This window comes from Sediminibacterium ginsengisoli (genome assembly GCF_900167075.1).
In the GTDB taxonomy this organism is placed as follows: domain Bacteria; phylum Bacteroidota; class Bacteroidia; order Chitinophagales; family Chitinophagaceae; genus Sediminibacterium; species Sediminibacterium ginsengisoli.
Window position 1 is genome coordinate 485736 of record NZ_FUWH01000001.1, and the last position, 13418, is coordinate 499153.

At 46.6% G+C, this 13418-nt stretch carries 10 protein-coding genes; 7 read left to right on the top strand and 3 right to left on the bottom strand.

Annotated features, from left to right (window positions below; all coding sequences use genetic code 11):
- Positions 1-176: 176 nt before the first annotated feature.
- The 3 genes from B5D42_RS02280 to B5D42_RS02290 are packed head-to-tail and all read left to right on the top strand — an operon-like array spanning position 177 to position 5291.
- Entirely contained in the window at positions 177-3197 is a 3021-nt protein-coding gene (locus B5D42_RS02280) for a SusC/RagA family TonB-linked outer membrane protein (RefSeq protein ID WP_176112875.1), read from the top strand.
- A gap of 18 nt (positions 3198-3215) precedes the next feature.
- Complete coding sequence (locus B5D42_RS02285) at positions 3216-4730, top strand: RagB/SusD family nutrient uptake outer membrane protein (RefSeq protein ID WP_078829799.1); 1515 nt, start codon at positions 3216-3218, stop codon at positions 4728-4730.
- Positions 4731-4757: 27 nt separating this feature from the next.
- Positions 4758-5291, top strand: a complete 534-nt coding sequence (locus B5D42_RS02290; protein ID WP_217698763.1) for a hypothetical protein — start codon at positions 4758-4760, stop codon at positions 5289-5291.
- Positions 5292-5365: 74 nt separating this feature from the next.
- Here the strand turns inward: B5D42_RS02290 and B5D42_RS02295 are convergent, their stop codons facing one another.
- Positions 5366-7186, bottom strand: coding sequence for an ABC transporter ATP-binding protein (locus tag B5D42_RS02295; protein WP_078829801.1), 1821 nt, complete (start codon positions 7184-7186; stop codon positions 5366-5368).
- Between the two features lie 64 nt (positions 7187-7250).
- On the opposite strand from B5D42_RS02295, the gene rbfA reads away from it, so the two are divergent.
- Positions 7251-7622, top strand: coding sequence for a 30S ribosome-binding factor RbfA (gene rbfA, locus B5D42_RS02300; RefSeq protein WP_078829802.1), 372 nt, complete (start codon positions 7251-7253; stop codon positions 7620-7622).
- Between the two features lie 51 nt (positions 7623-7673).
- Positions 7674-8885 (top strand): FtsX-like permease family protein, encoded by a 1212-nt coding sequence (locus B5D42_RS02305; protein ID WP_078829803.1) that lies wholly within the window; start codon positions 7674-7676, stop codon positions 8883-8885.
- 159 nt (positions 8886-9044) lie between these two features.
- On the opposite strand, the gene B5D42_RS02310 is transcribed toward B5D42_RS02305, so the two are convergent.
- A complete protein-coding gene (locus tag B5D42_RS02310) occupies positions 9045-9887 on the bottom strand; it encodes a transketolase (protein WP_078829982.1) in 843 nt (280 codons plus the stop codon).
- A gap of 155 nt (positions 9888-10042) precedes the next feature.
- Here B5D42_RS02310 and frr point away from each other — a divergent pair, with 155 nt between their 5' ends.
- Together frr and B5D42_RS02320 are read left to right on the top strand one after the other, a co-directional pair.
- Complete coding sequence (frr, locus tag B5D42_RS02315) at positions 10043-10606, top strand: ribosome recycling factor (RefSeq protein WP_078829804.1); 564 nt, start codon at positions 10043-10045, stop codon at positions 10604-10606.
- A gap of 106 nt (positions 10607-10712) precedes the next feature.
- Positions 10713-11579, top strand: a complete 867-nt coding sequence (locus B5D42_RS02320) for a DMT family transporter (protein ID WP_078829805.1) — start codon at positions 10713-10715, stop codon at positions 11577-11579.
- Positions 11580-11582: 3 nt separating this feature from the next.
- On the opposite strand, the gene B5D42_RS02325 is transcribed toward B5D42_RS02320, so the two are convergent.
- The gene (locus tag B5D42_RS02325) at positions 11583-13310 is read right to left on the bottom strand and encodes a S41 family peptidase (protein WP_078829806.1); all 1728 of its coding nucleotides are present in this window, start codon (positions 13308-13310) and stop codon (positions 11583-11585) included.
- Positions 13311-13418: the final 108 nt, after the last annotated feature.

The window sequence follows — 13418 nt, forward strand, 5'->3', positions numbered from 1 at the left end:
TAGAAATGTTATCGCAATTAATTAATAATCAGTCAATTATATTCGTATTTAAACTACTGCTATATATAGTCTTATAGTATTCTAATCCCGTTCTAACGCGCTCATCATAAAACGACTTCCTTTTTTTGGAGCGTAACCCGTTTTAGGGACATTGCAGCCACTAAAACTATATGCACATGAGAAAACTGCTAATGGTCTTGTCCATTTGCCTCTGTTTTGGCAACCTATGGGCACAGAACCGAACCGTCATCGGGAAAGTTACAGATGAAAAAGGAGCGCCTATCCCCGGCGCCAGTATCACTTTAAAAGGCACGACCTCAGGAACATCAGCAGGAGTTGATGGATCTTTCTCACTGCCTGTTCCTTCTACAGTGAAACAACTGATCATTTCTGCGATCAACTATAATACCCGTGAGGTATCAATAGAAGGCAAAAACAGAATTGATGTTGTACTCGAAAGCAAGGTTGAAAAACTGGATGACGTGGTAGTGACCGGTTACCAGGTGCAGCGTAAAAAAGATGTAACTGCTGCTATTACACGAGTGGCTGCAGCTGATATCGACAACCTGCCGATGCCGAACTTTGCACAGGCATTACAAGGTCGTGCACCGGGTGTTATCGTGGCTTCTGCCAACGGTGTTCCGGGTGGTTCACTGAGCGTGATCATCCGTGGTGTTGGTTCTATCAACGCTGGTACCGTTCCTTTATATGTAGTGGATGGTGTACAGATCAACACTTCTACCGGGTCTATCAATACCCAGAACAACCCGCTGAACTTCCTGAACACAGATGATATCGAATCGATCGAGATCCTGAAAGATGCGGCTGCGGCTTCTATCTATGGTGCAAGGGCCGGCAACGGTGTTGTACTTGTTACTACTAAAAAAGGAAGGGCCGGAAAAACCAGGTTCAACTTCAACACATTCCACGGCGTAAGTTCTGCACTGAAAGTACTGCCTGTTCTTACTACACAGGAGTGGTTCAATGTGCGTTATGAAGCACTGGCAAATGCAAACCCTACTTCAAGCGCAGCTTCTATCAGGTCTACAGTGCTGAGTAACCTCGGCCTGCCTTCTACAACAACCCAGGGCAAAATAGACAGTCTGCCTACTTACGACTGGCAGAAAGAATCTTTCAAAACCGGTAAGATCAGCCAGTATGAACTGTCTATGCAGGGTGGAAGCCAGAACCTTTCTTTCTATGTTTCGGGTTCTTACCAGAACATCGAACATTTTATAGCGCCTACCAATTTCAACAGGGCTGCATTGCTTTCAAGGATCTCTTACAAGATCAATGATAAATTCACTTTCGAGAATACGATCTCTATCAGTTCAAGCGGGCAGAATGCTCCGTACAGCCTCGGAAATACTGGTTTCGGTAACCCCGCTTATGCAAGCGGCCAGATCCTGCCGATCAATCCTATTTACAACCCCGACGGAACTTTCTATGGCCTGCCTTCCAACCCGTCTCAGATCATGGTTGGTACTTTCAACCATAACGTAATGGCGGTTGGTGCATATGCCAAATATAAAACCCGTACTAACCAGCTGGTAGGTAATGCGTCTCTGACCTTTAAACCTACATCTGAACTTACTTTCAAAACACTGGTAGGTCTTGATTACCGTTTAACGCAGGACAGGCGTTACCAGGATCCGAGGATCAACGATGGTTTCGCTGTAAGCGGCCGTCTTTCTTCACAGTCTGACTGGAATACCAACTTTATCACCACTACTACCGGTGCTTATAATACTACCATTAACCGTGATCACAGCATCAACGCGTTACTGGGTGTGGAGTACAGGAGAGATGTGAACGAATGGTTCCAGGCAGATGGCCAGGGCTTCCCTTCTTACATGCTTGAGTACCTCAGCGCAGCTGCAACACCGGTAGGTGTTTCGGGTCAATGGTCAGGAAGTGCAACTTTCTCGCAGTTTGCAAAACTGGGTTACTCTTACCAGGGTAAATACATCTTTAACTATACCGCACGTCGTGATGGTTCAAGCCGTTTCGGTGCGAACAAGAAGTACGGTATCTTCCAGTCTGCACAGGTGGCATGGAACGTGAAAGATGAACTGTTCATGCAGGAAGTGAAAGCCATTTCTGATCTGAAATTAAGGTTCTCATTCGGTCAGGCCGGTAACGACCAGATCGGTAACGTACTGTACAGCCAGCTGTATGGCGCATCACGTGTATACGGTAACTCATCAGCTATTAACCCTACACAGCTGGGTAACCCGGATCTGTCATGGGAAACAAGGGAAGAGAGCAACCTCGGGCTGGAACTGGGACTCTTTAAAAACAAAGTATCACTTGTTATCGATGCGTACCGCAGGGTGAACAAAGACCTGCTGCTGGATCGTTCTTTATATGCAACAACAGGTTTCACAACAATCCGTCAGAACCTGGGTTCAACCGAGAACAAAGGTCTGGAGATCGGTATCACTGTTAATCCGTTCACTGGTCCTTTCAAATGGACTTCTACCTTCAATATCGCTTTCCAGAGCAACAAGGTGCTGAGCCTATACGATGGTCTTCAGGCATTGCCTAACGATGCGTCTATCCGTGTAGGTTCTCCGCTGGGATCATTCTATACTACTGAATGGGCTGGCGTAAACCCTGCTACCGGAAGAGGTATGTGGTATGATAAAGATGGTAATATCACTTATAACCCTGCAGCTGCAGACAGAAAGATCATCGGTAATATCTATCCTACTCATTTCGGTGGCTGGACAAACGCATTCTCTTACAAAGGCATCACACTCGAAGCATTCTTCCAGTATGAGTATGGCCGTGTACGTTCAGATGGTCAGTACACACAGATGATGCGTATGGGTGGCGCTACGGTAAATACACTGAAAGACGGCTACGATGCACGCTGGCAGAAACCAGGTGATGTTACTTATGTGCCACGTCCATTCAATGGCCTGGCCGATTTCAACAGCGTTGGCTGGGGTAGCGGTACACGTTATATCAACAAGACTGATTATATCCGTTTGAAACAGATCACACTCTCTTACGACCTGCCTGCAGCCACTGCTAAAAAGCTGTCGATGGAAAGTGTACGTTTCTATGTACAGGGAATTAACCTGTGGACATACTCTAAATGGCTGAGCTATGATCCGGAGTTTACCGGAGACAATTTCGGTATCCTGCCAACAGCAAAGAATATAACGGTAGGTGTACAGGTTAAGCTTTAATCAGTAAATAAAAACATCATGAAAAAGTTATCTTTTAAAATATTCATAGTTATAGCCGCTGGCTTCGTAGCCCAGTCGTGCAAAAAACAGCTGGACATCCCATCCAGAAATTCACTTGATGCATCTCTGGCATTGGTAAACAAAAGCGGTATCGAAGCAGCGATCAACTCTGCCTATTCTGTATTGAAAAGCGAACGTCTGTACGGTCGTGATATGTTCTCTGTACCTGAAGCAATGGCTGATGTGGCATATGCCAACGGCCGCTCTTCAAGGCTTCTGAGTGAGAACAGGAACCAGTCGCTTGCCAATATGGCCAACTGGGCAACTTCCTATAACGTAATTAACGAAATCAACCTTACGCTGGCTGCAATACCTGCTGTGGCAGACGGATCAACTGCAGACAAGGCCCGCTGGGAAGGTGAGCTGAAATTCCTGCGTGCATTGTATTTCTTCGATCTGGTGAAGAACTATGCATACATTCCAACCTTCACCGTGCCATCACAGGATAAAGGCGGTATAGTAATCAATACCGTAGGTTTCAACTCAGGAACCGCAGCATCTGCTTACATGCCTGCAAGAGCAAGCATTGCAGACAGCTATGCGCAGATCATGAGTGATATCTATGCAAGTGTATCCCTGCTGTCGAATGCGAACAGGGGTATCAGCTACGCCAGCAAACATGCTGCATTGGCTTTAGGGTCAAGGGTCGCTTTATATGAAGGTAAATGGGCAAGGGCCGATTCATTTGCAACAGCAGCTATCGGTCTTACCGGTGGTATCGGCAGCATGACCAATACAGGTAACTATGTGGCAGGCTGGAGAGCCGCAACACACCCTGAAGGCATCTTCCAGGTATTGTTTGCAACACTCGGTGAAAACCTGGGCGTAAACACTTCACTGGCTGCAACACATACCACGCTTTCTGCACCAGGTGCATTTGCAGGTGTAAGGCAGGGACAGGGCGACCTGGTACCGAATGCTTTCCTGCTGAATGAACTGGGCATTTCCGGGTTCAATGCATCTACACTGGTATCTACCTCTACACCACCACCAGCACTGACCTACGGCAACGACATCAGGAACAGGCTTTTCGAGTGGGGAGTAAATGCAGGCGGACATTATGTTGAGTGTACAAAATGGATGGGTAAGAACGGTGGTCCGAACTGGGATAATACTGTTGTGATCCGCTGGCCGGAACTTTACCTGAACAGGGCGGAAGCAAGGTACAGGCAAGGCCTGGAGCCGGGCGCATGGACTGATCTGAACGTGATCAGAACTGCAAGAATAGTAGGATTTACCGTTCCGGTTACACCGTTAACAGGACAGGCTCTGCTCGATGAGATCCTCAGGCAGCGTATGCTGGAGTTCTCATTTGAAGGTTACAGGTTCTATGACCTGAAAAGGTATGGCCTTGCTATCAACAAAGCATTACCGCTGACCAACCTGCCTGCTACAGACTTCAGGTTACTGCCAAGGATCCCGGTATCTGAAGTGGATGGTAATCCTAATATGGTTCAGAACTTTAACTACTAATAACCCACCAAAAGCATAATTATGAAAATGAAGAATATAATTGCATGTGTGCTGCTGAGTATACCGGTGTTGTTTTCATCATGCATTAAAGAAATGAACAAGACCTTTGAAGGAAATACAGTTGTTGAATTTGACGCTACAGTGCTGAACTCGGCTACTACACCGTTTGCATACCATGTAACCACAAGGGTGCCAACTTACGGATATCCTACGCCTACAACAGCAGCGTTAATCACCCGTACAACCACAACACCTGTGAAACTCCGTGTAAACCTGGTAGGACCTCAGCGCAGTACAGATCAGACCATCACCTATAAAGTGATCACTGATGCTGCACCGGCATCACCAAACCTGCTGGCAGTTGCGGGTACGCACTATACCACCAACACCAGCTTCGTTATTCCGGCTAATACCAGCTTTGGCGAAGTGACCATCAATATTGTAAACCCGGGTACAAGCAGCACTTCACCAAGGGAAGTACATCTTGAACTGGTTGGAAATGCTGAAATCAAACCAAGCGAGAATTACAAACGCTTAGGTGTAAGAATCGCGCAGAACTAAGTGCCCCTGCAGATTGATAAATATAAAGCCACTTCTGATGAGGAAGTGGCTTTATTATTTTAAGCAGGATCGCGTTATTTAACCTCCTGCATGTCTACCAGTTTTTTATAGATCCCGTTCAGTGCAAGCAATTCATCATGACTGCCGCGTTCTGCTATTTCTCCTTTCTGTAATACCACGATCTCATCTGCGTGGCGGATCGTTGAAAGACGGTGCGCGATCACGATGGAAGTACGGTTCTGCATCATGTTATTGATGGCATCCTGCACCAGCCTTTCGCTTTCCGTATCCAGGGAAGATGTTGCTTCATCGAGTATAAGGATAGGCGGATTTTTCAAAACGGCGCGTGCAATGGTTACACGTTGCCTTTCACCCCCGCTGAGCTTGCTGCCCCTGTCGCCGATATTGGTTTCGAAACCTTCCTCTTTCTGCTGAATGAAATTCAGTGCATTGGCAACAGACGCCGCATGTTCTATCTGGGCTGTTGTTGCATCACTGATACCCAGTGCAATGTTTGCCGCGATACTGTCGTTGAACAGGATCGGTTCCTGGGTTACTATGCCCATCAGGTTCCTGACAGAATGCAGTGAATATTCCCTGATATTGATACCGTCGATCAGCAGCTCACCTTCAGATACATCGTGGAATCGTGGTACAAGGTCCGCAAGTGTGCTTTTACCTGCACCCGAAGAACCCACGAGTGCAATGGTCTTGCCTTTTTCGATCTTCAGGTTGATGTTTTTAAGTATGGTCACATCCTGGTAAGCAAAAGTTACATTTCTGAACTCGATGCTGCTGTTGAAAGACGTGATCTCCCTTGCATCCGGTTTATCTGTAATGGTAGCGGGCGCGCTCAGGATCTCTTCGATCCGTTGTATGGCTGCGCTGCCCCTTTGTGCATTGTAAAAGGCGGTAGACAGGGATTTGGCAGGATTGATGATCTGTGTAAAGAATACGATATAGGTGATGAAGCTTCCGGCTTCGAGCGCTGCCTGGTTCTGCAGTACAAGGCGCCCGCCGAACCACAGGATGCAGGACAATACCAGCACTCCGAGAAATTCAGACATCGGCGATGCCAGGTCACGGCGGAAGTTCATCCTGTTACGGATGTGATTCAGCTTGTTGTTGGTAGAGAAAAATTTGTTGCCGATGATCTTTTCGGCATTGAATGCTTTGATCACACGCAGGCCGGTCAGCGTTTCATCGAGGATGGACATGAGCGTACCCATTTCTGCCTGCGCAGCACCCGATTGTTTTTTCAGGCTGCGGCTTACCCGGCCGATGATAAAACCAGTAAGCGGCAGCAATACCAGCAGGAACAACGAAAGCGTAGGACTGATCAGTACCAGCGTGGTAAGAATAATAAGGATGGTCAGCGGCTCTCGGATCAGACCTTCCAGCGTACTCATTACACTCCATTCCACTTCATTCGCATCATTACTCATCCTGCTGATGATATCACCCTTGCGCTGTTCGGTAAAGAAACCGATCGGAAGCTCGAGGATCTTCGCATAAAGGTCAGACCGGAGCTTGGTCATTACGTAATTACGCATCGGGGCCAGTACACGGTAAGAAAGGTAAGAGAACAGGTTTTTGAAGAAAATGGAGAGTACGATCGTAATACAGATCGCGCCGAGGGCATAGAGATCGCCATATTCGCTGATGAGGCGGCTGAGATAATATTTTAAGGTATTCAGCATGCCATCGGCCGTAAAACTGAACACAGGCTGTACTTTGATCAGTTGCTCCCTGCCGAAGAGCATTTGCAGGAATGGTGCCAGCATAGCCAGTGATACCAGCGAGAATACAATGGACAGAATATTGAAAATGAAATAAAGAAGAATGTTCCGTTTCTGGGTCCGCAGGTAAAAAAGTATTCTCGAAAATCGCTTCATAAAGGATAAAATCGTTTAAAACACAGCAAAGTAACTACTTTTACATCCAATTAAATGTTAGAATATGGAGGAAGGAAAACGCCAGCGGCAGGTTGCCGGAGCCTTGCAGGAAGAACTGAACGATATTTTCAGGCGTCTCGGCCTTGGAATGATCGACGGCGGGATGGTGTCCATTTCGTCCGTAAAAGTGACACCCGATCTGCTCGAAGCCCGTATTTACCTGAGCATTTTCCAGGTGAAAGATGTACAGGCAGTAATGAAAACCATCGAATCCAAAGCCTGGGAAATCAAAAAAGAACTTGCCGCAAGGGTAAAACACCAGCTGCGCAGGATCCCCGTACTACATTTTTACCATGATGATACCCTGGACTATGTTTTCAAAATGGAAGAGGTTTTCAAAAAGCTGAACGACGAAAAAGAAAAAAAGGGCGAATAAATCTTGCCCCGGTAACCAGCTGTTCTTCATCATCCCCTAAATAACCGGCACTTGAACCTTCTTTTCGCATGGCGCTATTTCAGGTCGAAGAAGTCTACCAATGCTATTAATATCATTGCCTGGATCAGCATGGTTGCTATTGCCGTCGGAGCCGCTGCACTGATCATTGTACTGAGTGTATTCAATGGTTTCGAAGGACTCGTAAAAGGTCTCTATGCAGATTTCTACGCCGACATGCGCATTATGCCTGCCCAGGGCAAAACTCTCCTGCTCTCGCAGGAGCAGCTGAAAAGTATCCGTTCGGTTAAAGGTGTGGGTGTGGTCAGTTTTGTTGCGGAAGAAAAAGCGTTCCTGGTAAACGGCGAGCATCAGTCCATCGTGTATGTAAAAGGCGTAGACAGCGCTTTTACAAAGATCAACAAGATCACAGCGCATATTAAAAGAGGAAAGTTTGTATTGGGTACAGCCAGCGAACCGGCACTGGTGCTGGGCGTGGGTATTGAGAATGCCGTGATGGCCGATATCAGCAGTCAGCCCGTAATGCCGCTTACACTTTACATGCCCAACCGGCAGGCGAAATTCAGTTCCATGGATGGACTGAATGTTTACAATGCCGTTCCTGCGGGTACATTCATGGTGCAACAGGATTTCGACAACAAATATGTTTTCTCCAACCTGGCTTTCCTCAAATACATGCTGAATATGGGGCCGGATGAATACAGTTCCATAGAGCTGCAGGTCAACGGCGATCCTGCAGAAGTGAAACGTGAATTAAGCCGGATCTTAGGCAAAAAATACCTGGTTGAAACAAGGTATGAACAGAATAAAAGTCTTTACGCCGTCATGCAGGTGGAAAAATGGGTGATTTACGGTATTCTTTCCCTGATCCTCGTGGTAGCGGCTTTTAACATGATCGGCGCACTCACAATGCTGGTGCTCGAAAAACAGAAAGATATTGCGGTACTGAAAGCCATGGGTGCCAGTGAACAGAAGATACAACAGATCTTCCTCGCCGAAGGTTTGCTGCTGGCTTCCATCGGCGGCCTGGCAGGTATTGTGCTTGCTGCATTATTCTGCTGGCTCCAGGCGCATTTCAAGCTGATCAAATTGGGTGGCGATACGTTTGTGATCGATTATTACCCGGTGCAGATGGTGCCCGGAGATTTCCTGCTTGTAGCGGTGACGGTTCTCTTCATCGCAGTGATTGCGTCCTGGCTGCCTGCACGTAAGGCGAGCATGCAATTATATTCGTTGAAATCCTGATCTTTTGATAAACCTCAGTATACGTTTTTAGATAAATTATGGATAAAATAAGGATATATACATAAGAAAAGAACTTCTGCCTTTATAAGGCAGTATTAAAAAAGGGAACTATTCAGTTCCCTTTTTCTTTATCATTAATCTTCTAACGAAGAACAACTATTAATAATCACCCAGCGTTGCCGGTAACTGTGCCAGTGCTTTGGCCAGCTGCTCATCGTTTGGAGCGATGCCGTGCCATTCGTGACTGCCTTCCATAAAATCGACACCTTTACCCATTTCAGTTTTCATCAGGATGCAGATAGGTTTGCCCTGACCGGTTAAGGATTTGGCTTTGTCGAGTGTAGCTACCACATCGTCCATATCATTACCGTTCATTTCGATAACGGTCCAGTTGAATGCTTCAAATTTAGCCTGCAGGTTGTCAAGGGCCAGTACCTTACTGGTAGGACCGTCGATCTGCTGTCCGTTCCAGTCGATGGTTGCGATCAGGTTATCTACTTTATTGTGTGCTGCGAACATCATTGCTTCCCAGATCTGTCCTTCCTGCAGTTCGCCATCACCATGCAGAGAGAACACCAGGTGCGGGTCGTTATTCAGTTTTTTGGTCAGCGCCGCGCCAACTGCCACACTCAGGCCCTGGCCCAGGGAGCCGCTTGCAATACGCACACCGGGTAAATGTTCGTGGGTGGTAGGGTGGCCCTGTAAACGTGAATTGATCTTACGGAAAGTAGCCAGTTCCTTCACTTCAAAATAACCCGAACGCGCCAGAACTGAATAGAATACCGGGGAAATATGGCCGTTGGAAAGAAAAAACAGGTCTTCACCAACACCATCCATTGAAAATGAAGTGTTGTGCTTCATGCTATGGAAATACAGGGCAGTCAGAAAATCTGTACAACCGAGGGAACCGCCCGGGTGCCCGCTTTGTACCGCATGAACCATTCTTACAATATCGCGCCTGACCTGCGTGGCGGTGTCTTTCAATTCCTGTATGCTTGCCATAGTTTTTTTGTTAGGCTGCGAAGATATAAAAGCTAACATGTGTACGGACGATTTTTTTTACAGGATCGCAGCCGAAACGGGATCCCCGGACCTGCCGCCTTTGCTATTGCCCATTCCTGACTATTCCTTAGCTTTGCCCATCCAAAAACAATAATATGTCTGAAGAACTGGATTTAATACTGGCTGATGCCGAACAAACGATGAGAAAAGGCATTAACCACCTTGAATCGGAACTGACCAAGATCAGGGCCGGTAAAGCCAGTCCCGCAATGATCGATGGTATCACTGTTGAATATTACGGTGCTCCTACGCCTATCGGCCAGGTTGCCAACGTAACTGTACTGGATGCGCGTACCATCAGCATACAACCCTGGGAAAAGAACATGGTACAGCCTATCGAAAGGTCTATCATGGCGGCTAATATCGGGATCACACCGCAGAACGATGGTGTGCAGATCAGGCTTTTCCTGCCTCCGCTCACAGAAGAACGCCGTAAGGAGCTGTTCAAGAAAGCAAGCGGTGAAGGCGAACAAAGCAAAGTGGCCATCAGGAACATACGCCGTGATGCCATTGAGCAGGTGAAAAAACTGCAGAAAGACGGCCTGAGCGAAGATGCAGCTAAAGATGCCGAAAAAAATATCCAGGAACTGACCGACCGTTACATTGTACTGGTCGACAAGCACCTGGCTGCCAAGGAAAAAGAAATGATGTCCGTATAAACTATATGGCGGCTGTCCGCAAACTGCAGGCTGCTGCTGAATGCAGGGCCTGCAGTTTTTTTTTTGAAGCGGATCGGGGGGGAATTTTTTTACAAAAAGTAACGCCGTGAAAGATAAACTGATCAACTGGAGCTTTTTTGCCGCGCTTTCGGTAATATGGGGCAGCTCATTCATACTGATGAAAGCAGGGCTGGAAGTGTTAAGTCCTTACCAGGTAGCATCCATCCGGATCATGAGCGCGGGGGTCGTACTGCTGCCGTTTGCGGCCAGGGCCTTTGCCGCCGTACCCCGGAATAAACTGCTGCTGGTGATCACGTCCGGCTTGCTGGGCAGCTTTTTTCCGGCCTACCTGTTCTGTATCGCAGAACTGAAGATCAGCAGCTCTCTTACGGGCATTCTGAATGCGCTCACGCCACTGTTCACCATTATTGTAGGTATCAGTTTTTTCAAACTAAAGGCAAATATCTGGAAGCTGGCCGGCGTGCTGATCGGTTTTGTGGGCTTATGCCTGCTGATGATGGCTTCCGGCGAAGTGAATATGGGTGAGTTTTCTTACACCGCACTGATCCTGATCGCAACCTTATTTTATGGTATCAATGTAAACCTTGTAGGACGTCACCTGCAGGGGATCGGTTCCCTCAATATTGCAGCCCTGGCTTTTGTGTTCCTGCTGATCCCCTGCCTGATCATGCTATATGTAACCGGGTATTTTTCCCATGCATTCGGCGAAAGGCAGGTATGGTTATCCACACTGGCTTCATTTGTGCTGGGTACAATGGGCACAGCAGTGGCTTCGGTCCTTTTTTATATGCTGGTTAAAAGAGCCGGACCTTTATTCGCCTCGCTGGTAACTTATGGCATTCCTTTCGTTGCCATTATCTGGGGCCTGATCTATGGCGAGAACATCAACATGCTGCAGGTGGGCAGTCTTGTCGTTATACTTGGCGGTGTATACCTGGTGAATAAAAAGTAACAGCTATTTCTTATTGTCGATCATGTCAAACGCTTTTTGTAGCAGAAGGTCTTCCCTTTTGCGCATACTTTGAATGGTTGGGCGAACGATGATATCCGGTTTGATGCCGATACGCTGTGTTTCGCTTCCGTCGGGATAATAAATACCCAGGCCTGAAAAATAAATTTCATTGCCATCGGTGAGTTTAATGGTGGTTTTGTTACCATCGGCACCGGCTGTCTGGCTTCCGATAAAAAGGGCACCGGCTCTTTTTTTGAAGACCATGGCCCACATTTCTGCCGCACTCTGCGTGTATTCATTCATCAGTACAATCACCTGCCCCTTATAAGCATCAGGATTTTCTTTACCCGTGTATTTGTAAGACTCAAGAATGATATGATCCTTGAAGCAGAATTTACCCGGCTGGTTAAAGTCCGCGCAGGTTTTGATGCCGAAGAACTCCGGTTTTGAGAAGAGGTAATCGAATATTTTCAGCAATGCACCGTCATTATTATAACCACGCAGGTCGAATACAATGCCTTTGGTATCCCGGTAAGCCTGCATTAAACTGTCGATATCTTTTGCCCTTAAAGATGCAAAATCGATATAAGCTTTATCGTTTAAGCGGAATCCGGGATGAGGACGGCTTTCTTTGGGGTTCCAGACAAGATAATCGTATGCTTTTCCCTTATATAAAAGCTGGTAAGCAGGAATGCCGTCTGCATCCCATTCTTTAAGGAACACACGTTTTATTTTTCCGAGCTTCGTTTTAATTGTTTTCCCGTTTTCCTTAACACCTTCTATGGTGCATATAGAATCGTTGCTGCTGAACAGATACTGATACGCTTCCCTGCGCATCACAGCCGGGTTCGATACCGCTATATATTTTGATCTGGCAGCGATGATCTCTTTAACAGGTTTGCCATTGATTTTCGTAATGAAATCGCCAACATCAATACCGGCCTTCTTTACTTTTTCCTCATCTTTTACGCCTGTGATAAGGACGCCATTGTCAACCACCTGGAAAATAAACGGTGCGGTAAACTTTCCAAGTACATCGTATTGATAGGAATGTTCAAAACTGACATGCGTATCCTGTATTTCAGCAGCAAACAGCATGATCGCAGTTTTATAATCCTGTTCTGTACTGATGTTTCGGAACAGGGTAATATATTTTTTCAGTACATCATCCCATTTCTTGTCGCCGAGATATTTGTATGGATAAAAATATTCGATCACATTCCAGGCCCGGAACAATTCAAGCATTTTGATATCAGGTGAAAAATGATCGTATACTTTTTCATTCTTACTGCTGAAATTGATAGTGCCGGGATTGGGATTACTGTAATAACTGCCGATATTTTTCGGATGCCTGACCAGTTCCAGTAACCTGGCTTTGGCTCCGGCCGCGATCTCTTTCGATTGCTCCAGCCATCTGATATCAAAATTCCGCAACGTGATGCTGTCGCATTTGCTCTGAACCGGCGCCAGTTGATCAGCCGTTGTTTTGCCGAGGATCTCAAACCAGTGTGTAACAGCCTGGTCCTTGTTTTGCCCGGAAGCCAGTGTGGCTAATAGAATACTGTCCCAGTTCAGTTTCCCCTGCGAAACGGCAGGATGATAATATTTGAGCAGTCCCCACACTTTGCCTAAGGTGTACAGATCGTTTGCAGGTATCTTTTTTGATTGTGCTGATAAACAGGTAGTGATAAAAAATAAGAATAAAGCCAGGTATGTTACAACTCTTTGCATGCGGGATTTCTTTTGTTGCAGACGAAGATAAGGCAGTGCAACTGGCCATACTGAAAAAATGAACGGCAGGCCGAACCAGATTTATTTAATGACTAACTTTAAAAAAAG